At 71.4% G+C, this 25,591-nt stretch carries 23 protein-coding genes; 11 read left to right on the forward strand and 12 right to left on the reverse strand.

Annotated elements, in window-relative coordinates:
* Positions 1-119: 119 nt before the first annotated feature.
* Positions 120-572 (reverse strand): GNAT family N-acetyltransferase, encoded by a 453-nt coding sequence (locus AB0O93_RS10970; RefSeq protein ID WP_363343238.1) that lies wholly within the window; start codon positions 570-572, stop codon positions 120-122.
* 153 nt (positions 573-725) lie between these two features.
* Here AB0O93_RS10970 and AB0O93_RS10975 point away from each other — a divergent pair, with 153 nt between their 5' ends.
* Positions 726-2,945, forward strand: coding sequence for an NADP-dependent isocitrate dehydrogenase (locus tag AB0O93_RS10975; protein WP_363343240.1), 2,220 nt, complete (start codon positions 726-728; stop codon positions 2,943-2,945).
* Positions 2,946-3,032: 87 nt separating this feature from the next.
* Here AB0O93_RS10975 and AB0O93_RS10980 read toward each other — a convergent pair whose 3' ends face one another.
* Both AB0O93_RS10980 and AB0O93_RS10985 read right to left on the reverse strand, forming a co-directional pair.
* Positions 3,033-4,001 carry an acetylxylan esterase gene (locus AB0O93_RS10980; RefSeq protein ID WP_363343242.1) on the reverse strand — a complete coding sequence of 323 codons (969 nt, stop codon included), beginning with the start codon at positions 3,999-4,001 and terminating at the stop codon, positions 3,033-3,035.
* Positions 4,002-4,106: 105 nt separating this feature from the next.
* Positions 4,107-5,606, reverse strand: coding sequence for a L,D-transpeptidase family protein (locus AB0O93_RS10985; RefSeq protein WP_363343244.1), 1,500 nt, complete (start codon positions 5,604-5,606; stop codon positions 4,107-4,109).
* 187 nt (positions 5,607-5,793) lie between these two features.
* Here AB0O93_RS10985 and AB0O93_RS10990 point away from each other — a divergent pair, with 187 nt between their 5' ends.
* The 6 genes from AB0O93_RS10990 to AB0O93_RS11015 all read left to right on the forward strand — a co-directional run bounded on the left by AB0O93_RS10990 (position 5,794) and on the right by AB0O93_RS11015 (position 12,066).
* The gene (locus tag AB0O93_RS10990; RefSeq protein WP_363343246.1) at positions 5,794-6,972 is read left to right on the forward strand and encodes an ROK family transcriptional regulator; all 1,179 of its coding nucleotides are present in this window, start codon (positions 5,794-5,796) and stop codon (positions 6,970-6,972) included.
* Positions 6,973-7,048: 76 nt separating this feature from the next.
* Positions 7,049-8,341 carry an extracellular solute-binding protein gene (locus AB0O93_RS10995; RefSeq protein WP_363343248.1) on the forward strand — a complete coding sequence of 431 codons (1,293 nt, stop codon included), beginning with the start codon at positions 7,049-7,051 and terminating at the stop codon, positions 8,339-8,341.
* Positions 8,342-8,419: 78 nt separating this feature from the next.
* Positions 8,420-9,355: a sugar ABC transporter permease gene (locus AB0O93_RS11000; RefSeq protein WP_363343250.1), complete on the forward strand. Its 936-nt coding sequence runs from the start codon at positions 8,420-8,422 to the stop codon at positions 9,353-9,355.
* A complete protein-coding gene (locus AB0O93_RS11005; RefSeq protein ID WP_363343252.1) occupies positions 9,352-10,323 on the forward strand; it encodes a carbohydrate ABC transporter permease in 972 nt (323 codons plus the stop codon). Before AB0O93_RS11000 ends, AB0O93_RS11005 begins: the two co-directional genes overlap by 4 nt.
* Complete coding sequence (locus AB0O93_RS11010; protein WP_363343254.1) at positions 10,320-11,294, forward strand: ROK family protein; 975 nt, start codon at positions 10,320-10,322, stop codon at positions 11,292-11,294. Before AB0O93_RS11005 ends, AB0O93_RS11010 begins: the two co-directional genes overlap by 4 nt.
* Positions 11,287-12,066 carry a glucosamine-6-phosphate deaminase gene (locus AB0O93_RS11015; RefSeq protein WP_363343256.1) on the forward strand — a complete coding sequence of 260 codons (780 nt, stop codon included), beginning with the start codon at positions 11,287-11,289 and terminating at the stop codon, positions 12,064-12,066. Before AB0O93_RS11010 ends, AB0O93_RS11015 begins: the two co-directional genes overlap by 8 nt.
* 14 nt (positions 12,067-12,080) lie before the next feature.
* On the opposite strand, the gene AB0O93_RS11020 is transcribed toward AB0O93_RS11015, so the two are convergent.
* Genes AB0O93_RS11020 through AB0O93_RS11035 form a run of 4 tightly spaced genes read right to left on the reverse strand, consistent with a single transcriptional unit; the run spans position 12,081 to position 16,684 of the window.
* Entirely contained in the window at positions 12,081-13,493 is a 1,413-nt protein-coding gene (locus AB0O93_RS11020; RefSeq protein ID WP_363343258.1) for an FAD-linked oxidase C-terminal domain-containing protein, read from the reverse strand.
* Complete coding sequence (locus tag AB0O93_RS11025) at positions 13,490-13,957, reverse strand: YrdB family protein (RefSeq protein WP_363343260.1); 468 nt, start codon at positions 13,955-13,957, stop codon at positions 13,490-13,492. The genes AB0O93_RS11020 and AB0O93_RS11025 overlap by 4 nt, the downstream gene beginning before the upstream one ends.
* 10 nt (positions 13,958-13,967) lie before the next feature.
* Positions 13,968-15,131, reverse strand: a complete 1,164-nt coding sequence (gene nagA / locus AB0O93_RS11030; protein WP_363343262.1) for an N-acetylglucosamine-6-phosphate deacetylase — start codon at positions 15,129-15,131, stop codon at positions 13,968-13,970.
* A complete protein-coding gene (locus tag AB0O93_RS11035; protein ID WP_363343264.1) occupies positions 15,128-16,684 on the reverse strand; it encodes a family 20 glycosylhydrolase in 1,557 nt (518 codons plus the stop codon). Before AB0O93_RS11035 ends, nagA begins: the two co-directional genes overlap by 4 nt.
* Before the next feature lie 189 nt (positions 16,685-16,873).
* Between AB0O93_RS11035 and glyA the strand changes: the two genes are divergently transcribed.
* Together glyA and AB0O93_RS11045 are read left to right on the forward strand one after the other, a co-directional pair.
* Positions 16,874-18,148, forward strand: a complete 1,275-nt coding sequence (gene glyA, locus AB0O93_RS11040; protein ID WP_363343266.1) for a serine hydroxymethyltransferase — start codon at positions 16,874-16,876, stop codon at positions 18,146-18,148.
* A complete protein-coding gene (locus tag AB0O93_RS11045) occupies positions 18,145-19,035 on the forward strand; it encodes a bifunctional methylenetetrahydrofolate dehydrogenase/methenyltetrahydrofolate cyclohydrolase (protein ID WP_363343268.1) in 891 nt (296 codons plus the stop codon). The genes glyA and AB0O93_RS11045 overlap by 4 nt, the downstream gene beginning before the upstream one ends.
* 55 nt (positions 19,036-19,090) lie before the next feature.
* Here AB0O93_RS11045 and AB0O93_RS11050 read toward each other — a convergent pair whose 3' ends face one another.
* From AB0O93_RS11050 to AB0O93_RS11065, 4 genes are all read right to left on the reverse strand, one after another.
* A complete protein-coding gene (locus AB0O93_RS11050) occupies positions 19,091-19,825 on the reverse strand; it encodes an amino acid ABC transporter ATP-binding protein (RefSeq protein WP_363343270.1) in 735 nt (244 codons plus the stop codon).
* Complete coding sequence (locus AB0O93_RS11055) at positions 19,822-20,664, reverse strand: amino acid ABC transporter permease (protein WP_363343272.1); 843 nt, start codon at positions 20,662-20,664, stop codon at positions 19,822-19,824. Before AB0O93_RS11055 ends, AB0O93_RS11050 begins: the two co-directional genes overlap by 4 nt.
* On the reverse strand, positions 20,661-21,515 hold the full coding sequence (locus AB0O93_RS11060; RefSeq protein ID WP_363343274.1) for an ABC transporter substrate-binding protein: 855 nt from the start codon (positions 21,513-21,515) through the stop codon (positions 20,661-20,663). Before AB0O93_RS11060 ends, AB0O93_RS11055 begins: the two co-directional genes overlap by 4 nt.
* A 128-nt stretch (positions 21,516-21,643) precedes the next feature.
* Positions 21,644-22,441: a transglutaminase family protein gene (locus AB0O93_RS11065; RefSeq protein ID WP_363343276.1), complete on the reverse strand. Its 798-nt coding sequence runs from the start codon at positions 22,439-22,441 to the stop codon at positions 21,644-21,646.
* 49 nt (positions 22,442-22,490) lie between these two features.
* Here AB0O93_RS11065 and AB0O93_RS11070 point away from each other — a divergent pair, with 49 nt between their 5' ends.
* A complete protein-coding gene (locus AB0O93_RS11070; protein ID WP_363343278.1) occupies positions 22,491-22,790 on the forward strand; it encodes a hypothetical protein in 300 nt (99 codons plus the stop codon).
* 25 nt (positions 22,791-22,815) lie between these two features.
* On the opposite strand, the gene AB0O93_RS11075 is transcribed toward AB0O93_RS11070, so the two are convergent.
* On the reverse strand, positions 22,816-23,523 hold the full coding sequence (locus AB0O93_RS11075) for an IclR family transcriptional regulator (RefSeq protein WP_363343280.1): 708 nt from the start codon (positions 23,521-23,523) through the stop codon (positions 22,816-22,818).
* A 136-nt stretch (positions 23,524-23,659) separates the two neighbouring features.
* Between AB0O93_RS11075 and AB0O93_RS11080 the strand changes: the two genes are divergently transcribed.
* The gene (locus tag AB0O93_RS11080) at positions 23,660-25,558 is read left to right on the forward strand and encodes an FAD-dependent monooxygenase (protein WP_363343282.1); all 1,899 of its coding nucleotides are present in this window, start codon (positions 23,660-23,662) and stop codon (positions 25,556-25,558) included.
* The last annotated feature ends 33 nt before the right edge of the window (positions 25,559-25,591 follow it).

The raw sequence follows: 25,591 nt of genomic DNA on the forward strand, positions 1-25,591 counted from the left end.
GAGCGTGACAGAAGCCGCCGTCATCAGACGGCGGCTTCTGTGGGGAGTGGGGGGACGAAGACGGCGAGGCCCCGATGGGGGAGGGGTATCCGAGGCCCCGCCGCCGGTCTGCGCGGAGGTCAGAGACGGGTCTCGGCGATGACCTCGCCGTACTCCGTCTCGCCCACCGGCTCGAAGCCGACGCGGTGGAAGAAGGCCTGCGGCCCGCCCTCACCGGCTTCGTAGATAACGTTCACGTGCGACATGCCGCGCTCGCGGGCCTCGCCGAGCAGAGCCTCGACGGCGAAGCGGCCCACGCCGCGCCCCTGGTCGTCGGCGTCGACGTTGATGCGCCAGAGGACCGAGCGGAAATGCTCCTGCGGGAAGTCGGCGTCGAAGTTGCCGCTGATGAAGCCCACGACGTCGTCGCCGTCGAGGACGACGCGCTGCCACGAGGTCTGCGGGTTCACCACGGTGGCGGCGATGCCGTAGCTGACGGGGGAGAGGTATTCCTCCTGCCCGGGCTTGAGGGACATGTTGTTGACGGCGACGATCGTCGAAGCGGACAGTTCCTCAAGTCGCAGTTCACCCATGGCCCCAGGCTAACGGCATTGCCCGTCGGGGTCACGCGCGGGTGTGGACAGGGCGTCATACGAGCCAGCGGGCGACACCGGAGATATCTCGACGTCGAGATACTTTGAGGTCGGTGCGATAAGGTGGCCGGGACTGAAAGAAGGACGACACAGGTGACTGACTCGACCATCATCTACACGTACACCGACGAGGCGCCGGCGCTGGCGACGGCATCGTTCCTCCCCATCATCCAGGCCGTGACCGGTCAGGCGGGCGTCGACGTGGAGATCCGCGACATCTCGCTCGGCGGCCGCATCCTCGCCGCGTTCCCCCAGAAGCTCACTCCGGAGCAGCAGGTCGGCGACGCCCTCGCCGAACTCGGGGGCCTTGCCACCCTGCCCGAGGCGAACATCATCAAGCTGCCGAACATCTCGGCATCCATCCCGCAGCTGAAGGCCGCGATCGCGGAGCTTCAGGCGCTCGGATACGACATCCCCGACTACCCGGACGACCCGCAGAGCGTCGAGGACAAGGACATCCGCGCCCGCTACGACCGCATCAAGGGCTCCGCCGTGAACCCGGTGCTCCGTGAGGGCAACAGCGACCGCCGGGCCCCGCTCGCGGTGAAGAACTACGCGAAGAAGCACCCGCACCGCAACAAGCCGTTCGCCGAGGGATCCAAGACCCGCGTGGCGACGATGGGCCACGACGACTTCAAGAGCAACGAGAAGTCCTGGGTCGCCGCGCACGACGACGTCCTGACCATCCGCCACATCGCCGAGGACGGCACCGAGACCGTGCTCAAGGAGGGCCTGAAGGTCCTGCCGCGCGAGATCATCGACGCCACGTTCCTCTCCGCCGCGGCTCTCGACGCCTTCCTCGCCGAGACGCTCGCCGCGGCATCCGCCGACGACGTCCTGTACTCGGTGCACCTCAAGGCCACGATGATGAAGGTCAGCGACCCGATCATCTTCGGTCACGTCGTCACGGCGCACTTCGCCGACGTCTTCGATCGGTTCGGCGAGCGCATCGCCGAGGCGGGCCTCACTCCCAACAACGGCCTGGGCGGCATCCTGTCGGGCCTGGCGACGGTCGAAGGCGGCGACGAGATCGTCGCGGCGATCGAGGCCGCCCTCGCCGAGGGCCCGCGCCTGTCGTACGTGAACTCCGACAAGGGCATCACCAACCTCCACGTCCCGAGCGACGTGATCGTGGATGCCTCGATGCCCGCGCTGGTCCGCAACGGCGGCAAGCTCTGGGGTGCCGACGGCGGCGAGGACGACACCATCGCCGTCATCCCCGACTCCTCCTACGCCGGCGTCTACCAGGCCGTCATCGAGGACGTCATCGCGCACGGGCCGCTGGACCCCGCCACGATCGGCACCGTCCCCAACGTGGGTCTCATGGCGCAGAAGGCCGAGGAGTACGGCAGCCACGACAAGACGTTCGAGATCGCCGCACCCGGAACCGTCCAGGTCCTCGACTCGGAGGGCACCGTCCTCCTCGAGCACGTCGTCGGCGCCGGGGACATCTGGCGTGCCACCCAGACCAAGCACATCCCCGTCATGGACTGGGTGAAGCTCGCCGTCACGCGCGCCCGCGCGACCGGGGTGCCCGCGGTCTTCTGGCTCGACGTCAACCGCGCGCACGACGCCCAGCTCATCGCCAAGGTCCACCAGGGTCTCGCGCTGCTGGACACCGCCGGCGTCGAGATCGTGATCCTGCCCCCGGACGAGGCGACGAAGTACACGCTGGAGCGCATGCGCCGCGGCGAGGACACCATCTCCGTCACCGGGAACGTGCTCCGCGACTACCTCACCGACCTGTTCCCGATCCTCGAAGTGGGGACGAGCGCCAAGATGCTCTCGATCGTCCCGCTGCTCGCGGGCGGCGGCCTGTTCGAGACCGGCGCGGGCGGATCCGCGCCCAAGCACGTGCAGCAGCTCGTGGAGGAGAACTACCTCCGCTGGGATTCGCTCGGGGAGTTCTTCGCCCTGGCCGCATCGCTCGAGCACCTCTCCACGACGACCGGCAACGCGCGTGCCCAGGTGCTCGCCGACACGCTGGATGCCGCGACCGGGACGTTCCTCGAGAACGACAAGTCGCCGGGCCGCAAGCTCGGATCGATCGACAACCGCGGCAGCCACTTCTACCTGACGCTCTACTGGGCCCAGGAGCTGGCGCGGCAGACGGCGGATGCCGACCTCGCCGCGATCTTCGCGCCCGTCGCCGAGGCGCTGGCAGCGAACGAGGAGACGATCGTCGCCGAGCTCGCCGCCGTCCAGGGGCAGCCGGCCGACATCGGCGGCTACTACCGTCCCGACACCGCGCGCGTGGACGTCGTGATGCGTCCGTCGCAGACGTTCAACGGCATCATCGACGCCCTCGCCTGAGCATCGCGTCCCCAGGACGCGGAAACGGTCGCCCGCATCTCGTGGGCGACCGTTTCGCGTCTGCGCCGATCGATCGGCGTCGGACGATCAGATCCTCGTCGCGAGGAACTCCGCCTGCTCCCACCACTGACGGCTCTGACCGCCCTCGTGGTCGTTGAACGGGTACACGCGGATCTCCTTGTCGGATGCCCCGTACCGGTTGTACGCGGCGAACACCGTCGAAGGGGGACAGGTGAGGTCCATCAGCGCCGCGGAGAACAGCGCCGGCGCCGTGGCCCGGGCGGCGAACGCCGCGCCGTCGAAGTAGGACAGGGTGCGGAAGACGCGCTCCTCCGCTCCGCGGTGCACGGCGAGATAACGGACGATCTCCTGGTACGGGTCGTTGTCGGTGAGCCCCACCGCGCGGGAGAAGTGACACAGGAACGGCACGTCCGGCATGCAGGCGCGAAGGCCAGAGCTGAGGCCCGCGACCGCCAGGGCGATGCCGCCGCCCTGGCTTCCTCCCGTCACGGCGACGCGCGCCGCATCGATCTGCGGGAGCGCGCGGGCGGCGTCGACGGCTCGGACGCCGTCCGTGAAGACGCGGCGGTAGTAGTAGTCGGCGGGGTCGTCGATCCCGCGGGTCATGAAGCCGGATCCGGACGGGCCGGTGCCGTGCGGATCCGGGGTGTCGCCCCCGGTGCCCCAGCCGCTTCCCTGACCGCGGGTGTCCATGAAGAGGTGCGCGTACCCGGATGCCGCCCAGGCGAGGCGCTCGACGGGCAGCCCGCGCCCTCCGCCGTAGCCGTTGAACTCCACGACCGCCGGCAGTGGCTCCTCGGCCCCGACCGGAACGGTGAGCCACGCCCGGACGGGGTCGCCGGCGAACCCGGGGAAGGTGACGTCGAAGACCTCGAGCCGCGTCAGCGGCGTCGCGTGGGGTGTGATCGTCGCGGGCGCGTCATGGCTGCGTGCGGCGGTCAGCGTGTCCGTCCAGAAGGCGTCGAAATCCGACGGCTCGGGGATGTCGGGGCGGTAGGACTGGAGCTCGTCGAGCGGCAGGTCGAATCGGGGCACCCCGCCACTCTAGGACGGACGAATCTCGATACTCCGCCTCTGGCGGCTACTCGATCTTGACCCGCGCCGCGTCAACGCCGCTGCGCGGCATTGATCCGGCACGCGTCAATAATGAACCCAGACCTCGGTGCCGGTAGGGGTCCAGTCGTAGAGGTACTTGGCCGTCGCGACGGGGAGGTTGACGCAGCCGTGGCTCATCTGCTGGCCGAAGTTGTTGTGCCAGTACGCGCCGTGGAAGGCGATGTCGGGCGCGAAGTACACCACCCACGGCACGTTCTCGGTGCAGTAGAGCGCCCCTTCGAAGCAGCCCATGTCCTGCATCGACACATGCGCGAAGACCTCGAAGCGACCCGTGGGGGTCGCCGTGTCCGGCAGACCTGACGAGATCGGGAACGAGCGGACGACCTCGCCGTTCTCGAACATGTAGGTCATCTGCGAGCTGAGGTTGACCTCGATGGTGCGGGCGATCGACGTGGTCGCGAACTCCGTCTCGGTGACCGGCAGGGCGAAGGCGCCCTCGCCGGCGGCGAGCTGCGCCGCGTAGTCCTCGGCGATGCCGGTGGTGTCGCCGAGCTCGCGCCCGGTGACGCCGGCGATCTCCTCGCGCAGGACGTCGCCGCGCGAGTTGGTGATGACGCGGGCGTCGACGGCGGCGCGGTTGACGGCCTCCGGGAGGCCACCGATCATGCCCTCGATCGCCGCCGCGTCGGCGGAGATCGCGAACGATCCGCGGTCGTCGGGGGTGACGGTGAGCCAGGAGGCGGCGACGGCGCGGTCGACGGGCACGACGCGCTCGTCGCCCACGTAGAAGCCGGCGGTGTCGAGGATGCCGTTCAGGCGCGCGGCGACCTCGTCGGCCGCGGCAGTGGTGGTGATCGCGTCCACGGGGGCGGTGACGGCCTCGACGTCGACGCTGGTCTCACCGGCCGCGAAGGCATCCTGCAGGGCGACGCGGACCGTCTCGACGTCGATGCCGGCGCCTTCCGCGGAGGGCGTGGTGACGTAGGAGGTCGATCCGGCGTCGAAGGCGAGCGTCGCCTCGACCGGATCGGTGTACAGCTCGGGGACGGCCTGGCGGAGGGCAGCGGTCGCCGCGATCGGGTCGATCTCGACGGGAGCGTCGACCGATGCCGGGAACCAGGCGGTCGGGTTCCACGCGGGGGAGGCGGCGTATGCGGCGTCGACGAGCGCGGCGGCATCGACGGATGCTCCGAGATCGGCTCCGGTGACCTCGACGTCTCCGCCCGCGCCGGTGAGGACGACGGTGGTGTCGGCGAGGCGCTGGTTCACGGCGTCGACGGCCGCACCCGGGGTGTGCAGTCCCACGCCCACGCCGCCGACGGCGGCGCCGGGGGCGACGAGGAAGATCGAGGAGACGACGAGACCGACCGCGGCGACGGCGGCGCCGATGCCGATCCACAGGCCGGTGCGACGCTTGCGGGGCGCGGGTTCGGCGGGAGCCCACGCGTAGACCGGCGCATCGGCGTCGCCACCGGAGCCGTCTGCCGGCGGGGTCGACGGTCGGTCGTCGATCGGCTCGGTCTCGTCCGATGCGACGCGGTCGACGGAGTCGTCCGTGTCGGTCCTGGTCGTGAGATCTGTCACGTCATTCACCCCCCGGTTCGGCGCGCAGTGTCGTTCCATGGTAAGGGACGGCAGGTCACGGCGAGATCACGGTGCGCTCCCTGCCGCAGGATGGGTCGGGAGATCACGTGTAACGGTTTTGTAAACACCCCGAGCAAATAGCGCAGATCACTTGCGCATGTCCGGTTCGTAAGGTCTACTAACAAACATGACCACGACCGAGGCCTCGCGCGGCGCCGTTCTCGACCCGACCGCCTCCTCCGGGGCCTTCGCGCCCGGCCGGACGCTCCGGCAGGGCGCGAAGGTGCTGCCCGAGCACGCCCGGGCCCACAACAGGGCACTGCTCCTGCAGACGCTGTTCCACCGGGGCGCGATGAGCCGTGCGGACCTGTCGCGGGAGACCGGCCTCACTCGTGTCACAATCTCCGACCTCGTCGCCGAGCTGATCACGGACGGCTTCATCGCCGAGATCGGCACGCGCGAGGCGTCGGGGCCGGGGAAACCCGCCATCCTGATCGACCTCGACCGCGATGGTCACCGAATCGTCGGTATCGATCTGTCCGGCAGTGACGTGATCATCGGCGCCGTCCTCACCTTCGACGGCGAGGTCGTGGCCCGCCGCGAGGTCCCTCTCCCTCCGCACGACACCGTCGTCCAGACCGTCGTGGCGCTCGCCCGGGAGCTCGTCGCCGATGCGCACGCCCCGGTCCTCGGCGTCGGCGTGGGCACACCCGGCGTCGTGAACGATCGCGGCGTCATCCTCACCGCCCCGAACTTCGGCTGGGCGGGCTTCGACCTCGAGGGTGCCCTCCGCGAGGCGCTCGACCTGCCGGTCCTGGTGGCGAACGACGCCAACGCCGCCGTCCTGGCGGAGTACACCTTCGGCGAGGCCGCCGACGACGTCCTCCTGGTCAAGGTCGGGCGCGGTGTCGGTTCGGGACTCCTCGCCGCCGGGCAGCCGATGCGCGGGAGCCGATTCGCCGCCGGCGAGATCGGGCACGTGACCGTCGGCACCGACGGCGGACCGCAGTGCGTCTGCGGCAAGGTCGGCTGCCTCGAGGCCTGGCTGTCGGTGCCCTCGCTGTCCGCGCGCCTGGCAGAGGCGAGCTCCGACGAGCGCGAGGGTGTCCTCCGCGACGCCGGCGAGCGCCTCGGGATCGCGCTGGCGCCAGTGGTCGGCGCCCTCGATGTGTCCGAGATCGTCCTGTCCGGTCCGGCCGAGCTCCTCGACGGGGTGCTCGCGCTCCAGACAGCCGAGACGCTCCGCTCCCGCACGCTCGCGCCGTTCCACGACCGTCTCCGCGTGCGCATGAGCGCCCAGGGCGAGGACATCGTCCTGCGGGGAGCGGCCGTCATGGTCCTCTCCGGCCAGCTCGGGGTGTCCTGACGCTCCCGTCCCAGATCCCCCCCGGATGGGTCACCCGACCCATCGTCACCACGAAAGAGAACACAGAGGAAGACACATGAACACCAAGCTCGGAGCCCTTGCGCTCGTCGGCGCTTCGGCTGTCGTGCTCGCCGGATGTGCCGGCGGCAGCGGCGCCGCCCCCAGCGAGCCGGAGACCGGCGACCTGACGGTCTGGCTCGTCGGCGCGGACACGCCCCAGACGGCCAGGGACTATCTGAAGGAGACATTCGAGACCGAGAACGAGGGATGGACCCTCACCATCGAGGAGAAGACCTGGGCCGACGTCTCGGACACCTATACGGCGGCGCTGAGCTCGAACGACGCCCCCGATGTCGTCGAGGTGGGCAACACCCAGGCGCTCGGCTTCGCCGATGCGGGCCTGTTCGCCGACCTGAGCGACATCGAGGGCGATCTCGGCAGCGGCACCGATGACCTCCTCCCCGGTCTCGTGGATGCCGGGACCTACGACGGGGCCCTGTACGCGGCGCCCTACTACGCGGGTGGTCGCATCGTCTTCTACAGCCCGGAGGTCGTCGGGGATGCGGTGCCGGAGACCCTCGAGGACTACGTCACCGAGGGGATCGCGCTGACCACCGACACCGTGTCGGGCATCTACGCGCCCGGCAAGGACTGGTACAACGCGCTGCCCTACGTGTGGGCCTACGGCGGCGAGATCGCCGTGGCGGACGGCGACACGTGGGACGCGCAGCTCTCCAGCCCCGAGAGTGTGGCGGGCCTCGAGCTCCTGCAGTCGGTCTACACGGACGCGTCCGTCGCGCCCGTGGACGGCAACGAGCGCCTCGGCAACATCGCGTTCTGCGCGGGCGAGGTCGGCTTCCTCTCCAGCCCCGCGTGGGCGGCCGGCAACATCACCGGCGACTGGCCCTGGGGTGACGAGGCCGCGGGTGAAGAGGTCTCCGAGGGATGCCCCGACACCTTCGGCAAGGACCTGGCCGCGTTCGCGCTGCCGGGCCTCGAGGCCGGCGAGACCGCGCCGATCTTCGCGGGCGGATCGAACGTGGCCGTCGCCACGAAGAGCGACGCGCCGGCGAAGGCCAAGGCCGCGCTGACGATCATGCTGTCCGAGGGCTATCAGCAGCTCCTCGCCGAGCAGGGCCTGACCCCCGGCATCCTGTCGGCGGCGCAGTACCTGCCCGACACCCCGATCGCCACCGCGCAGGCCGAAGCGCTCGCGAACTCCAGGTCCACCCCGACCAGCCCGAAGTGGGCCGAGGTCGAGGCCGCGCAGATCATCCCCGATGCTCTGGTGAAGATCGCCCAGGGCGGTGACGTCACCCAGATCGCCACCGAGCTGGATGCCGCCATCGAGGCGATCCTCAACGGCTGAGTCGTCCCCCCGACGCGACATGAGGGGTCCGGTCCACCGGATCGGGCCCCTCATGTCTTCCCCGAAACCGGAGTGAACATGAGCGAGACGCTGACGCTCGCGCGGTCCCGCGAGCGGGCGCGCGGACGACGGGAGACCCGTGGGGCGATGGTGCTCCTGGGGCCTTCCCTGATCATCCTCGGGGTGATGGTCGCCTACCCTGCGGTGCTGATGGTGATCCAGTCCTTCACCGACTACACCGTCCGCAACAAGGTGCAGGGCACGCTCCCCGACTTCGTCGGTCTGGAGAACTACGTCGCGCTGTTCTCGCAGTCCGACTTCCCCGCGGTTCTGATGCGCAGCCTCGGGCTCATGGTGGTGCTGACGGTGCTGATCATGGGGTTCGGCATCCTCGTCGCCGTCCTGATGACGCGGCTCGGGCGGGGATGGCGGATCACCGTGTCCGTCGGCCTGCTGCTGGCGTGGGCCATGCCGCCGCTGACGGCGACGGTGGTGTGGGGCTGGATCTTCGACACGCAGTACGGCGTGGTCAACTGGGCGCTGAACGCCCTCACCGGCACCTCGGACTGGACGAACCATTCGTGGCTGCTGAACCCGTGGTCGTTCTTCCTCGTGCTGACGATCATCGTCGTCTGGCAGGGCGTCCCGTTCGTGGCGTTCACCACGTTCGCCGGGCTCGGTCAGGTGCCCGCCGAGGTCCTCGAGGCGTCCTCCCTCGACGGCGCGACGGGGTTCGAACGGTTCCGCCTCATCGTCTTCCCGTATCTGCGGAGCGTCCTCACCGTCGTGCTCGTCCTGCAGATCATCTGGAACCTCCGCATCTTCACGCAGGTGTACGCGCTCCAGAGCCGCGGCGGCATCGCCGCCGAGACCAACGTCCTCGGCACGTACCTCTTCCGTCAGGGTGTGGGGGAGTTCGGGGCGACGGCGGCCATCGGCGTCGTCATGGTCATCCTGCTGCTGACGCTGTCGTGGGGCTACGTCCGCACCACCCTCAAGGAGGAGGAGCTGTGAGCACGCAGATCAACGCCGCCAATCAGCTGGGCACTCTCGGAGCCGAGGAGGTCCTGGGCGACGGCGGGGAGCCGCGTGCGCCACGCACTCGCGCCCTGCAGACCCGGCGCCCCTCGACGAGGAAGGTCCTCATCCGGACGCTGTTGAACGTCGCCGCCGCGATCGTCTTCGCCTGCAGCGTGTTCCCCGTCTACTGGATGGTGAACATGTCGTTCACCCCCAACAACCAGATCGTCTCGCGCGACCCGAGCTTCTTCCCGTGGAGCTTCACGGTGCAGAACTACCTCACGGCGTGGAATCGGGAAGCCGCCCCGGGTCAGACCGACTTCCCGCACGCGCTCGGGACCACGGTCACCGTCACCGCCGGAGTCCTCGTCGCCACGCTGCTGTTCGCCTTCCTCGCCTCCGTGGCGGTGGCGCGCTTCCGCTTCCGCGGGCGCCGCGCCTTCATCGTGTCGGTGCTCGTGGTCCAGATGATCCCGGGCGAGGCGATGATGTTCACCATCTACGGGATGATCGACGACTGGCGGCTCATGAACACCCTCGTCGGCCTCGGCATCGTCTATGTCGCCGCGGTGATCCCGTTCACGATCTGGACCCTGCGCGGCTTCGTCGCGGGCGTCCCCGCGGACCTCGAGGAGGCGGCGATGATCGACGGCTGCACGAAGTCGCAGGCGTTCTGGCGCGTCACCTTCCCGCTTCTGGCCCCCGGGCTCGTCGCCACCGGCATCTTCGCCTTCATCCAGGCGTGGAACGAGTTCACCATGGCGCTGCTCCTCATGCGGGGGTACAACCTCACCCTGATGCCGTGGCTGAACGCCTTCCAGTCCTCGTCGGTCGGCGGTGCGGTCAACTGGGGCGCCGTCATGGCCGGGTCCACCCTCATCGCCCTGCCGGTGATCATCTTCTTCCTCATCGTGCAGGGACGGATGACCGGGGGCCTGGTCTCGGGGGCGGTGAAGGGATGACCGGCACCTCCGGCCTCCGCATCGGACTCGATGTCGGGGGCACCAAGACCGACGCCGTGCTCGTGGACGACATCGGCGTGGTCCTCGCGCGCCGCCGAGAGGCGACCGGGTGGGGCCCCGACGCCGTCGTCCGGACCATCCTCCGCGTCGTGCGCGCGCTCACCACGGAGGCGGGGATCGCGCCGAGCGCCGTGCGGTCGATCGGGATCGGGATGCCGGGACAGGTCGAGCCGGGCACCGGACGCATCCGCCACGCGGTGAACCTCGGGGTGGCGCACCTCGACCTGCGGGCGCAGGTGGGCGTCGTCCTCGGCGTCCCCGTCCGCGCGGAGAACGACGTCCGCGCCGCCGCCTTCGGCGCGCAGGCGCTCCGCGCCGGCCTCCGGCCGAGCTCGGCTCCGGCGTCTCTGGCGTATCTCAACCTCGGCACCGGGGTGGCGGCGGGACTCGTGACCGACGGCGAACTGTGGCGCGGCGCGAACGGCGCCGCCGGGGAGATCGGCCACATCTCGGTCGACCCCGCGGGCCCGCTCTGCCGGTGCGGACAGCGGGGCTGCATCGAAGCGCTCGCGGGCGGCGGTGCGATCGCGGCGCGCTGGGGGCGAGCCTCCGCGCTCCCCGTCCTCGACGTCTTCGACGCCGCCGATGCCGGCGATCCCGTCGCCCTGGCGCTGCGTCACGGTCTCGCCCACGGCGTATCCGCGGCGGTGCGCGTCCTCATCCTCACCGCGGACGCGGACACGGTCGTCCTCGGCGGCGGCCTCACCGCGCTGGGGGAGCGGTTGCGCTCCGACGTCGTCGCGGCACTCGAGGACAGCGCCGCGGCATCCGCGTTCCTCCGATCGCTGCACCTCGCCGATCGGCTGGAACTCCTTCCCGCGGACTCTCCCGCGGCCGCTCTCGGCGCGGCGCTCGTCGGCACGCGCGGAGAGCCCGAGCGCGGACGGCGCGAGGAGCTGGTCCGTGGCTGAGGTCGTGATCGTCGACGCGCCGGAGACCGCCGGAGCGCTGGTCGCCGACGAGATCGTGCGCCGGGTCCGGCAGAACCCCGAGACGGTGCTGGGCCTGGCGACCGGATCCACGCCGCTGCCGGTGTATCGCGCGCTGACCGCGCGTCGCGCGGAGGCCGACCTGTCGCGCCTGCGCGGCTTCGCGCTCGACGAGTACGTCGGCCTCGACCCCGCGCACCCCGAGAGCTATCGTTCGGTGATCGACCGCGAGGTCGTCGTGCCGCTGGGCCTGGACGCGGGCCGCATCCGCGTGCCCGACGGGCATCCCGCCCGCATCCGGGACGCGGGAGAGGCTTACGAGCGGGCGATCCGGGACGCGGGCGGTGTGGACCTGCAGATCCTGGGGATCGGGACCGACGGGCACATCGGCTTCAACGAGCCCGGGTCTTCCTTCGCGTCACTGACCCGGGTCAAGACGCTGACGGCGCAGACCCGGAGGGACAACGCGCGCTTCTTCGCCGCGGGGGAGGAGGTGCCGCGGCACTGCATCACCCAGGGACTGGGAACCATCCTGCGGGCAGGACATCTGGTGCTCCTGGCCTTCGGTGCGGGGAAGGCCGCCGCGGTCGCCGCCGCCGTCGAGGGTCCGCTCACCGCGTGGGTTCCCGCCTCGGCGATCCAGCTGCATCCGCGAGCGACGGTGATCGTCGATGAGGCCGCGGCGCGAGACCTGCAGGGTGCGGCGTACTATCGCGAGGCGTGGGCCCACAAGCCGGACTGGCAGGGCATCTGAGCGCCACCGGGTCGTCAGACGGGGAAGACCTTCCCCGGATTGAGGATGCCGGCGGGATCGAAGACCGCGGCGATGTCCCGTTGCAGCCGCCACTGATCCTCGCCGAGCTCGTCGGCGAGCCATCGCCGTTTCAGCACGCCGACGCCGTGCTCGCCGGTGAGGGTGCCGCCGAGGCTGAGGGCGGCGCGGAAGAGCTCGTCCGCGGCCTCCCAGATCTCCGCCGGCACCTCGGCGACGCCGTCGGGACCGGGAGCGGCGTCGAAGATGAAGTTGGGGTGCAGGTTGCCGTCGCCCGCGTGGGCGACCGTCGGGATCCGCAGGCCCCGCTCGCGTTCGATGCGGGCGATCTCTTCGAACATCGCCGGGAGGGCGCTGCGCGGCACGCAGACGTCCTCGATCAGCGTGGTGCCGAGGCGCTCCATCGCCGGATGCAGCGACCGCCGGATCGTGAGGAGCCGTTCTGCCTCCTCCGCGTCCGCGGCGACGACGACGGTCCCACCGGCCGCACGCAGGACGTCCGCGATCGCCCGCGCCTCCTCGTCGGCCGCCGGGCCGTCGGTCTGCACCGTGAGCTGCGAAGCCCCCGGGGTCGGCGCGGGGAGAGCGAGGAGATCGTGGACGGCGGCCAGTGCCGCGGCATCCATCAGCTCCATGATCGCCGGCTGGATGCCGGCCGCGGTCACCGCGGCCGAGGCGCGCGCGGCGTCGCCCACGCGGGTGAACGTCGCGGCGAGGGTGTGCGCGTCGCCCGGCACGCGACGTCGCAGCTTGAGGGTTGCACCGACGATGACGCCGAGCGTCCCCTCCGAGCCGATCAGGAGCGACGTGAGGTCGAGGCCCGTGACCCCCTTCACCGTGCCGCGGCCGAGGTGCAGCAGCCGTCCGTCGGCGAGGACGACGTCGACCCCGAGAACCGCGTCGCGGACGACGCCGTACTTGGCGCAGAGGAGCCCGCCCGCGCCGGTGGCGATGTTGCCGCCGACGGTCGAGATGGCCCGGCTCGCGGGGTCGGGCGCCCACCACAGTCCGTGAGAGGCGAGCGCGGCGTTGAGGTCCGCGTTGATGATGCCCGGCTCGACGACGGCGACGAGATCGTCGGGCCGCACCTCGAGGATGCGGTCCATGCGCCGCACGGAGAGGGCGATCTCGCCGGATCCCGCGTTGGCCCCGCCCGCGAGTCCGGTGCCGGCGCCCCGCGTCACGACCGGGGTGGCGGTGGCCGAGGCGATGCGGAGGGTCTCCTGGACATCCGCGATGCTCTCCGCGTGCACGACGGCCAGCGCGGCGCCGCGCGCGGCGTGCCCGGACTTGTCCGCGCGTGCGGCATCGAGTGCGGCGGGGTCGGTGTCGACCCGGTCCCCCAGAGCCGTGCGGAGGAGGCCGACGACGTCCGTGGAACCGGCGGACCGGACGTCCGGGGCGCTCATGCCAGGCGGCGGCGTCCGGAGATCACGCCGACGGTCACCGCGATCACCGCGAAGACCAGGCCGACCCACGGCTGTCCCATGCCCCACCACGCCACCGTCGCCGAGGCGTAGACGAGGAGCTCCACGAAGCCGCGGACGAACGGGTGCACCGGCACGACCGCGCGAGGCGAGACGAACAGCGCCCAGACGAGGATCGCCGCGACCGGCGCGCCGATGCCGACGACGATGTTCCAGGGCAGCGGCCACATCGCGAACCCCCAGATCGCCAGGGTGACGAAGGCGAACAGCTCGCAGGCGAAGGCGAGCAGATCGACCGCCGAGAGGGGTGCTCGGGTGCCGGCGGGCAGCTCGCCGGATGCGGGAGGCGCCTGCGGGGCGGAAGCCGGAGCGGCAGAGGTTTCGGGGATCGGCGCGGCGGCGCTGTCTGCGGCGCCGGGGACCGGGGGGCGTGCGGCGTCCGACATGCCCTTCAGTCTACGGCGCGATGTCCTGCTCGATCCCGCCGCCGGCGTCGGCGACGCCGGCGGTCCATACCCGCCGCACCCGGAGGTCGGCGTCCAGCAGCACCGCGTCGGCGAGGGAGCCGATGTCGAGGTGACCGAGGTCGTCCCGGCCGACCGCGCGGGCGGGCGTCGCGGTGAGCGCCGTCACCGCCGCCGGGAGGGCCACGCCCGCGGCCACGACGCGGCGGAGGGCGGCGTCCTGCGTCAGCGTCGAGCCGGCGATCGTGCCGGTCCCCTGCACGCGAGCGATGCCGTCGCGGACGTCGACCTCGAGCGTTCCGAGCGTGTAGACGCCGTCGCCCGAGCCGGCGGCGGCCATCGCGTCGGTGATCAGCGCGATGCGGTCGGGGGCGGCGGTGAAGAGCATCGCGACGACGTCGGGGTGCACGTGCACGCCGTCCGCGATGACCTCGAGCACCACCCGGTCGTCCCGAAGGGCGGCGACCACCGGACCGGGGTGACGGTGGTGGATGCCCCGCATCGCGTTGAAGGCATGGGTGAGCACGCGGGCCCCGGCGTCGAAGGCGTGTGCGGCGGTTTCGGCGTCGGCGTCGGTGTGTCCGACGGCCACGGTCACGCCGGCGTTCCGCAGTCGCGCGATCGCGGCATCCGCTCCGGGGAGCTCCGGGGCGAGGGTGACCTGCCGGATCGTGCCCGCCCCCGCGCGCAGGAGGTCCTCCACGGTGGCGGGTGCGGGCGCGCGCAGGAGATCGGGGTCGTGCGCGCCGTGGTGGCTCGGATCCAGGAACGGCCCCTCCAGGTGGGAGCCGAGGATGGTGTCGTCCTCGGAGACGAGGCGGGCGATCATCGCGAGTCGTGCGAGGAGGTCCGCCGAGCCCGCGGACACGAGCGAGATGACGGCGCGGGTCGTGCCGTGGCGGCGATGGAACGCCCGGCCTCGCCGGACGGCATCCGCTCCGTCGTCGAAGGCGGAACCGCCGCCGCCGTGGCCGTGGATGTCGATGAAGCCCGGGGTGAGCACGCCGCCTCCGCCCTCGACGACGCGCTCGCCGGCCGCCGCCGGGGTGCGGCCCGTGCCGCGCGCGGTGACCCGTCCGTCCGTGAAGCGCGCCCACGCGTCCTCGACGATGCCGCCGTGGTCGACGAGGCGCACGTCCCGGATGAGGGTGTTCACGACCGCGGGGCCTCGGGCGCGGCGTCCTTGTCGGCGGAGGCGTCGTCGAACGTCGCCGCGTCGTAGGCGATGCCCGCGGTGTCCCAGAGCGCCCGGAGCGACCGCACCCGCGCGCGGAACGACTCCCAGGTACGGTCGGGATGCGCGCCCGTGGCCGGTGACCAGGCCGCCTCGGCGGCGGCGGCGAGGCGCGGGAAGGCGAGGGCGTCGATGTCGGCGAGGGTGCGCACCGTCTCCGTCCACAACGGCGCTTCCACGCCGAGGATGCCGGTCTCGTGGAGGTCCGGGATCACCGCGGCGGGCTCCCACGCGTAGGCGCGGGCGAGGCTGGTCGCGCCGTCGGCCCACGTGAGCCCGAGCGCGGCGCCGTCGTAGGGCTTCATGTCGAGGTACACGGCGTCGGCGGGGGAGAGGATCACTCCACCGCGCGGAGCGAAGGCGCGCGCGAGATCGTCCGCGCCGTCTCGGGGGCGGACGAACCCCCAGTACTGGCCGACGGTGTCCGGATGCAGGTCGGCGGCCACCCCCGCCTCGTGCCATGCGACGGGGATCTTCCCGAGGTCGGCGATGAGCGTGCTCGCGCGAGCCACGAAGGCGGCGTACTCCGCGGGGTCGGTGCCGAGCGCCTCATCGCCGCCGAAGTGCAGGTACGGACCCGGGGTGAGCCCGGCGAGCTCGCCGAAGACGTCCGCGAGGAAGTCGTCGGTGGCGCGGTCGTCGATGCGGAGCGAGGAGAACCCGACAGCCAGCCCCGTGTAGGGCTCGCCGGCGCGGGGGAGCCCGCCGCCGAACGCCGTGACGGTCTCGCGCACGTGGTCGAAGATCACCGGATCCTCGGCGATCTGCGGGTAGGCGACCCCGACGGCATGGGTGTGGCCGGGCACGTCGATCTCGGGGACGATGACGATGTGGCGCTCGGCCGCGGCCGCGATGATCGTGCGGTAGTCCTCGCGCGAGTAGAACCCGCCGGCGTCGCCACCGACGGCGCTCGCCGCCGCGTGCGCGGTGAGCATCGGTCGATCCCGCAGTGCGAGTCGCCAGCCCTGATCGTCGCTGAGATGGAGGTGGAGGTGGTTGAGCTTGAGTGACGCGGCACGATCGAGGACGCCGACGACCGTGTCGACGGGGAAGAAGTGGCGGGCGACGTCGAGCATCATGCCGCGGTAGGCGAACCGCGGTGCGTCGTCGATCTCGGCGGCGGGCAGTATCCAGCCCGCGGCATCCGGGCGGAGCAGCTGCTCGAGGGTCCGAACGGCGTAGAACGCACCCGCCGCGTCGTGCGCGCGCACGTGCACCCCGCCCTCGCGCGTCGACAGGCGATAGCCCTCGGGATCGCCGTCCGCGGTGATCTCGATCCGGATGCCGGGATGCCCGGCGTCTGCGTCGTCGACGTCTGCCGGGCGGAGCGCGACGCCCGTGCGGCGGGCGATGCAGGCCACGACGCCCGCGACCGACCGCGCGTCGCCGTGGACCGGGGTGTCGGGGTGGAGGCGGAAGGGCGCGCCCCCGGTCTCGGCGACCGTGCGCGGGACCGGAACCAGCGGGAGGCTCATGTAAGGCACCCTAACAAAAACCCGGAGCCCGCGGCATCCGTTATGCTCGTGGGCGTCGCGACTGGCGTTGAGGTGGGTACCCACCGGGGAGCGACCGACACGGCATCGACCGCACGCCTGGGCCGGGCCTCGATCGCCGTCGCCCCGCGACGGCCCTCGACACACGCCCACCGTCGTCAGGAGTTCGCCATGACCGATCCGTCCTTCACCGCCCCCCTCTCCGAGGTCGATCCCGAGATCGCCGCCGTGCTCGACCGGGAGCTCGCCCGTCAGCAGGGCTTCCTCGAGATGATCGCCTCCGAGAACTTCGTGCCCGTCTCGGTGCTGCAGTCGCAGGGGTCCGTTCTCACCAACAAGTACGCCGAGGGCTACCCCGGCCGTCGGTACTACGGTGGCTGCGAAGAGGTCGACGTCGCCGAGGAGCTCGCGATCGAGCGCGCGAAGTCGCTGTTCGGCGCCGCGTTCGCCAACGTCCAGCCCCACTCGGGCGCCACGGCCAACGCCGCGGTGCTGCACGCCCTCGCCCGTCCGGGCGACACGCTTCTCGGGCTGTCGCTCGACCACGGTGGACACCTCACCCACGGCATGAAGATCAACTTCTCCGGGCGCCTCTACGACATCGTCGCGTACGGGGTGGATGCCGAGACCTCGCTGATCGACATGGACGAGGTCCGTCGCCTCGCGCGCGAGCACCGCCCCAAGGTCATCGTGGCCGGCTGGTCGGCGTACCCCCGTCAGCTCGACTTCGCCGCCTTCCGCGAGATCGCCGACGAGGTCGGCGCGTACCTGTGGGTCGACATGGCGCACTTCGCCGGTCTCGTCGCCGCCGGTGTCCACCCCTCGCCGGTGCCGCACGCGCACGTGGTCTCCTCGACGGTCCACAAGACCATCGGCGGCCCCCGCTCGGGCATCATCCTCACCAACGACGCCGACCTCGCCAAGAAGCTGAACACCGCCGTCTTCCCCGGCCAGCAGGGCGGGCCCCTCATGCACGTCATCGCGGCGAAGGCGACCGCGTTCAAGCTCGCCGCGACGCCGGAGTTCCGTGACCGTCAGGAGCGCACCCTCCGCGGTGCGAAGCTCCTCGCCGACCGCCTCACGCAGCCCGACGTCGCCGCCGCGGGGATCTCGGTCCGCTCGGGCGGCACCGACGTGCACCTCGTGCTCGTCGACCTCCGCGAGGCCGCGATCGACGGCAAGCAGGCCGAAGACCTCCTGCACGACATCCGGATCACCGTGAACCGCAACGCGGTGCCGAACGACCCGCGCCCGCCGATGGTGACCTCGGGCCTGCGCATCGGCACGCCCGCGCTCGCGACCCGCGGGTTCGGCGACGCCGAGTTCACCGAGGTGGCCGACATCATCGCCCAGGCCCTCCTCCCGGGCGCGGATGTCGAGGCGCTCCGCGCGCGCGTCGCCGTGCTCACCGAGGCCTTCCCGCTCTACCCGGGCCTGCAGCAGTGACCGCGACGGTTCTGGACGGGAAGGCCGCCGCGGCGGCCATCAAGGCCGAGCTGACCGAGCGGGTCGCGGCCCTCCGCGCGCAGGGCGTGGTGCCGGGCATCGCCACGGTGCTCGTCGGGGCGGACCCGGCGTCGCAGCTGTACGTGGGCATGAAGCACCGCCAGTCCGAGGCGATCGGCATGAACTCGATCCAGCGCGAGCTGCCCGTCGACGCCACCCAGGCCGAGGTCGAGGCCGTCATCGACGAGCTCAACGCCGACCCGACCTGCCACGGGTACATCGTGCAGCTGCCGCTGCCGAAGCACCTCGACACCGATGCGATCCTCGAGCGCATCGACCCGGCGAAGGACGCCGACGGCCTGCACCCGACCAACCTCGGCCGGCTCGTGCTGAACGTCAACGCGCCGATCACGACGCCGCTCCCGTGCACGCCGCGGGGTGTCATCGAGCTCCTCGTCCGCAACGGCTACGACCTCGACGGCGCGCACGTCGTCGTCGTCGGCCGCGGTGTGACGATCGGTCGGTCGATCGGCCTCCTCCTCACGCGCCGCGAGTACAACGCGACGGTCACCCTCGTCCACACCGGGACGAAGGATGCCGCGCAGTACCTCCGTCAGGCGGACGTCATCGTCGCCGCGGCAGGCGTCAAACACCTCATCACCGCCGCGGACGTGAAGCCCGGAGCCGCCGTCCTCGACGTCGGCGTCACGCGGGAGGACGACCCCGAGACGGGGAAGGCGAAGGTCTTCGGCGACGTCGCGCCGGACGTCGCCGACGTCGCCGGCTTCGTCTCGCCGAACCCCGGCGGGGTGGGGCCCATGACCGTGGCGCTCCTCATGACCAACGTCGTCGAGGCCGCCGAGCGCGCCGTCGCCGCCTCGGGCTGAACCGATCCTGCGGCGCGGGCTCGGCATCCGTCGGCGGGTCCGCGTCGCCGGCCGCTTAGGCGGTGAAGCGGGAGAGGAACGCGCGCGTGCGCGCCTCCCGCGGCGCGCGGAAGACCTCCGCGGGCGGGCCCTGCTCGACGATCGTGCCGGCGTCGAGGAACACCACGCGATGCGCGACGTCCCGCGCGAAGGCCATCTCGTGCGTCGCCATGAGGATCGTCGTGCCCTCCGCCGCGAGCTGGCGGACGAGCTCGAGCACCTCGCCGACGAGCTCAGGGTCCAGCGCCGAGGTGATCTCGTCGAGGAGCAGCACCTCCGGGTCCGTCGCGATCGCGCGGACGATCGCGGCGCGCTGCTGCTGACCGCCCGAGAGCCGGTCAGGGTGGTCGCGCGCCTTGTCGGCGAGGCCGACGCGCTCCAGCAGGGCCAGCGCACGCTCCTCCGCCTGGCGCTTGCCGGTGCGGTGGACCACGCGCGTGGCGAGGGTGACGTTGTCGAGCACCGACAGGTGCGGGAAGAGGTTGTAGCTCTGGAACACCGCCCCGAGGCGCGCGCGGATGCGGTTGGCGTTCACCCGCGGGTCGGAGATGTCCTCGTCGCCGAGGAAGATCTGCCCGTCGTCGATCGGCTCGAGGAGGTTGAGGCACCGGAGGAGCGTCGACTTCCCCGAGCCGGACGCGCCGATGAGGGCGACCACCTCGTGCGCGGCAAGCTCCACGTCGACGCCGCGCAACACCTCGCGCTCGCCGAAGGACTTCCAGATGCCGGTGGCCCGCAGGACCGCGCTCATACGATCGCTCCGCTCTGCTCGCGGGCGCGCAGCTTCGCCGCGTACCAGTCGGTCAGGCGGATCGTGGGGATCGCCAGAAGGATGAACAGGATGCCGGCCACCACGTACGGGGTGAAGTTGTACGTCTGCGACGACGCGATGCGCGCCGCGAGGACCGCGTCGGTGATGCCGAGGATGGAGATGAGCCCGACGTCCTTCTGCATCGCGACGAAGTCGTTCATGAGGGGCGGGGTGATCTTCCGCAGGGCCTGGGGGAGGACGACGCGGCGCAGGGTCTGGGTGTACCCGAGCCCCAGCGCGCGCGCCGCCAGACGCTGCGACGGGTGCACCGCCTCGATGCCCGCGCGGATCACCTCGGCGACGTACGCCGAATAGGTCAGGGTCACGGCGAGCGTGCCGAGGAAGATGAGGTTGAGGCGCTCGTTCATGAGCGTGGGGATGCCGAACCCCACGAGGTAGAGCACGATGATGAACGGCAGACCGCGGAAGATGTCGGTGTACCCCGCCGCGAGCGCGCGCAGCGGCAGGAAGACGGGCCCCGGGAGCGTCCGGATCACCGCGATCGTGACCGCGACGATCGATACCGTCACCAGCGACCAGCCGAGCACCTGGAGGTTGAGGAGGAACCCCTCCCACACCAGCGGGAGGGAGGCCAGGGCGATCTCGACGTTGAAGAAGGACTGCTGGACGGCCGCCCACCCGGGGGTGTTCACGACCGTCAGCCAGACGATGCCCGCGAACGCCAGCGACGAGGCGACCGCCACCAGGACCGACCGCTGGGACTGGCGGGCCCGGAAGGCCCGTCGTTCGAGCTCGAGCGCGCTGGGGGTGTGCGTCACTGGAGCAGTGTCACGCCCTGGCCCGCGCCGAGCCACTCGTCGGTGATCTCGGCGAGCGTGCCATCCTCGCGCAGCGTGTCGATCGCGGCGGACACCCGGTCGGTCAGCGGCGAGTCCTTGCTGAGGACGACACCCCACTCGTCGGCCACGCCGCCCGCGGGGAGCTCGCCGACGATGAACGAGTCGTCGATGTACAGCGCCGTGGCGAGGTACGCCGTCGGGAGGTCGATGACGAACGCGTCGAACTGGCCGGCGTTGAACGCGGCCACGGCGTCCTCGTTCGAGCCGTAGAGCAGGGGCTCGGTGTTCGGCTGGATGACGTCCTCGATCGTCTGCGCGCTCGTGGATCCCGCCATCGCGCCGAGGGTGAGGTCCTTCAGCCCGTCGATCGAGTCGACCCCGTCGGCGGCACCGCCGTTGATGCCGACCACGGCCTGGCTGGCGGAGTAGTACGGGGACGAGAAGTCGACGGCCTGCTTGCGCTCGTCGGTGATCGTGTACTGCTGGATGTTGAAGTCGAAGTTCTTCGGACCCGGGGCGATCGCCGCCTCGAAGCTGGTCCGCACCCACTCGACGTCCTCGGGGGCGAAGCCGAGCTCGTCCGCGATCGCGTAGGCGATGGCGGCCTCGAAGCCCTCGCCCGAGGCCGGGTCGTCATCGACCACATAGGGCTCGTAGGCGATCTCGCCCGTGGCGATGGTGAGCTTCCCCGGGGTGAGGTAGCCCTCGTCGGCGGCGGGGGTCTCGCCACCGCCCGCCCCGGCATCCGTTCCGCCGGCGCAGCCCGTCAGGGCGAGAGCGGTGAGCGCGACGCCCGCCAGGGCGGCGGACAGGGAGCGACGACGGTGCATGGGGGCCTCCAGATCGGGGTGGGCGGGCCGTGCTGTCGGCGCCGAGCCCACCCTCCATCTTCCCTGTCCGGAGCGGCTCCGGCGCACGCGGGAGACGCTCTGTTACAGGTTCTTCATACGTCGGGGTCTCAGTTGATCTGCGTCAGGGCGTTCAGATCGTCGTCGGGGAGGGCGTCCGCGACGGCGGTGACCGTCATGTCGACGAGGTTCACGCGACCGGACACCACGGTCAGGAACGCCGTATCGGCGGCATCCCGTCCGGTGGCGATGCGCACGAGCGTCGAGCGCGGCGCGAGGGTCGTCGCGTCCACGACGTGCCAGGCGCCCTCGACCCACGCTTCGGCGACGGCGTGGAAGTCCATCGGTTGCAGGCCCGGTGCGTAGACGGAGACGAGGCGCGCGGGGATGTTGAGCGCGCGCAGCAGCGCCACGGTCAGGTGCGCGTAGTCGCGGCAGACGCCCTGGCGGCCGAGGAGGGTGCGGACCGCGCCGTCGGTGGGGAGGCTGGAGCCGCTGACGTACGCGAGACGGGTGCCCACCCACGACGAGACGGCGGCGAGGAGCTCGGCCGGGTCGGTGATCGCGCCGAACTCGGCGAACGCTGTCGGCGCGAGGGCGTCGGACTCGGCGTAGCGGCTCGGGCGACGGTAGGTGACGAGGTCGGTCGGGGTGGCGTCGGTTCCGGAGGCGGGACCCTCGAGCGAGGCGTCGTAGGCGGCGACGAGGCGTCCCGCCGGAGCCGCCACGGTGAACAGGCGCGTGCCGTGCGCGTCGGGGATCCGCTCGAACGCCACGGGCTCGTCGTCGACCGTGAAGGAGACGTGCTCGGTGACCGGAGTGTGGTGGCCGCTGACCGCCATCGAGAAGACCAGCTCAGCGGGTGCGGTGACGTCCAGATCGATTCGGCTCGCGACATCTCTCTTCATGCCCGCCAGCATGGCACGTGCCGCCCGCGCGGAGTGCGAAGCTGGTCGGATGAGAACAGTCCAGCTGCGCCGCTACACGCTCGTCGACGGAGAATACGACGCATTCCTGTCCTGGTGGAACGAATGGATGCCGCGCGTGCGCACCGGCGCCGGCTTCCGCATCGACTTCGCGTACGGGCTGCCCGAGACGAACGAGTTCGTGTGGGCGGTCAGCGCCGAGGGCGACGAGGACGCGTTCCTCGAGCGCGAGCGGACGTACATGGCTTCGCCGGAACGCGCCGAGGCGTTCGACGGCGTGCCCCAGCGGGTGGCGGAGCACAACGTGCGCCTGGTCGACACCGTCCTCTGACGCGCCCGACGCGTCACGCGCGTGGTCAGGCCCCGAGAGCGGTGCGGATCGCGGACGCTGCGCGCTCCAGACGCGCCGCGATCGCGGCATCCGTGTGGGTGCTGGTGAGGAAGACCACCGCCAGCGCCGCCGGCTCCCGCCCGGGGAGGGCCAGGGGGACGGCCACCGAGCGCAGGCTCGGGATCACCTCGTCGTGGCTGGTGGCGTACCCGCGCGCGCGGGTCTCGGCGACGGCCGCACGCAGGGCCTCGGACGTCCCGTCGGGGAGGGCTGCTGCGGTCCGCTCGGCCAGGATCGCCTTTCCGGGCGCGCCGACGGTGACGGGGTGCCGGCTCCCCGGGCGCTGCGCGACGGAGGCCACGGCGTGGCGCGGCTCGACACTCGCGAGGGTCACGCACTCGTCGTGGTCGAGGACGCTCAGGAAGCAGGTGGCGCCGAGATCGTTCGCCGCCGACGTCAACTCGGGCAGAGCCTCGGCCTGGAGGTCGTGCGCGACGCCGGCGGCCAGGGCGGCGAGGCGGGATCCCAACGCGATCCGGCCGGTGCCGTCGCGACGGACCAGTCCATGGTCCTCGAGCGTGCGGACCAGGCGGTAGGCCACGGATCGGTGCACGCCGAGACTCTCCGACACCTCGTCGATCGACAGGGTCGCTCGGGCGTCGGCGAGGATCTCCAGGATCCGGATGCCGCGGCTCAGTGTCTGCGAGGGCGGGGCGGCCGCATTCGATGGCATGGCGTCCCTTGTCTCCGGCACGGGGAAGATATACGATCTGTTCGACAGAAGAACAACGTGTTCGAATATAGAACACGCGTAGAGCCGTACGCAAGCCCACGGCCTCGACACCGTCGTCGGAGGAGGACACCTCACCATGCAGTTCCATCACCACGGGTACGTTTCCGGCGATCCGCGCATCCAGGACGCCGCAGGCACCGGCCTCGATCGCTCCGCTGAGCTCACCGACCAGACCGACGTGCTCATCGTCGGCTCGGGGCCGGCGGGCATGCTGCTCGCCGCTCAGATGTCGCAGTTCCCCGGGGTGACCACGCGTCTGATCGAGCGTCGTGACGGCCGGCTGGCCCTCGGGCAGGCCGACGGCATCCAGCCGCGCAGCGTCGAGACCTTCCAGGCGTTCGGCTTCGCCGAGCGCATCGTCGCGGAGGCCTACAACATCGCCTACATGAACTTCTGGGGACCCGATCCCGAGGACCCGCGGAAGATCATCCGCACGGCGCGCACGGAGGACTATGCGCTGAAGATCAGCGAATTCCCCCACTTGATCGTGAACCAGGCCCGGGTGCTCGACTACTTCGCCGAGGCGGCCGCCCACGGTCCCGGTCGCATCCTGCCGGACTACGGCGTCGAGTTCGTCGGTCTGACGGTGCACGAGGACGGCGAGTACCCCGTCGCCGTCCGCGTCCGTCACGTCGCCGGCCCGCGCGCCGGGGAGGAGCGGACGATCCGGGCGAAGTACGTCGTCGGCTGCGACGGTGCACGCAGCGGCGTGCGCGAGGCGATCGGCCGCACCCACGTCGGCGCGTTCGCCGCGCACGCGTGGGGTGTCATGGACGTCCTGGTCAACACCGACTTCCCGGACTGGCGGACGAAGTGCGCCATCAACTCCTCGGCGGGCAACATCCTGCACATCCCGCGCGAAGGCGGCTACCTCAGCCGCATGTACATCGACCTCGGCGAGGTCGCCGCCGACGATGACCACCGCGTCCGGCAGACCCCGTTGGAGGAGGTCATCCGTCGCGCCAACGAGATCCTGCACCCCTATTCGATCGACGTGAAGCAGGTCGCGTGGCACAGCGTGTACGAGGTCGGGCACCGCGTGACGGACAAGTTCGACGACGTCGACCCCGACCAGGACCACGACCCGCGGGTGTTCCTCGCCGGTGACGCCTGCCACACCCACAGCGCCAAGGCGGGGCAGGGCATGAACGTCTCGATGCAGGACGGCTTCAACCTCGGGTGGAAGCTCGGTCACGTCCTGACGGGGCTGGCCCCGGCATCCCTGCTGTCCACCTATTCGTCCGAGCGCCAGCCCGTCGCACAGCAGCTGATCGATTTCGACCGCGAGTGGTCCTCGCTCATGGCGCGCAAGCCCGAGGACATCTCCGACCCCACGGAGCTCGCGACCTTCTACCTCGGCACCGCGGAGTTCCCCTCCGGGTTCATGACGCAGTACGCGCCGTCGATGATCGTCGCGGATGCCGCCCACCAGGACCTCGCCACCGGATTCCCCGTCGGGAAGCGCTTCAAGAGCGTGGAGGTCGTGCGGGTGTGCGACGGCAACGCCGTGCATCTCGGACACCACGCGCGCGCGGACGGGCGGTGGCGCGTCTATGCCTTCGCCGACGCGGAGGGAGAGGCGCTCGAGCGGTGGGCGGCGTTCATGGCCGGCGAGGACGGCCCGATCGCCCGCCACACGCCCGCCGGCGCCGATGTCGACGCTGTGTTCGACGTCAAGGTCGTCTATCCGGGCCGCTTCGAGGACATCGACGTCACGTCGGTCCCCGAGCTGTTCCTGCCGCGCACGGGACCGCTGGGGCTCACGGACTGGGAGAAGGTGTACGCGGCGGCTCCCAGCTCGTGGACGACGGCGGACATCTTCGCCGAGCGGGGGATCTCCGCCGCGGGTGCGGCCGTCGTCGTGCGTCCCGACCAGTACGTCGCAGCCGTGCTTCCCCTGTCGGCCACCGAGGAGCTGGCCGCCTTCTTCCGGGGGGCGATGCGTACCGAGACCACCCCGCTCGCCGCGCGGTGACTCGCCGACGGGGAGAGGGCTCACGCCCATCTG

This window comes from Microbacterium sp. NPDC077184 (assembly GCF_040687055.1).
GTDB lineage: Bacteria > Actinomycetota > Actinomycetes > Actinomycetales > Microbacteriaceae > Microbacterium.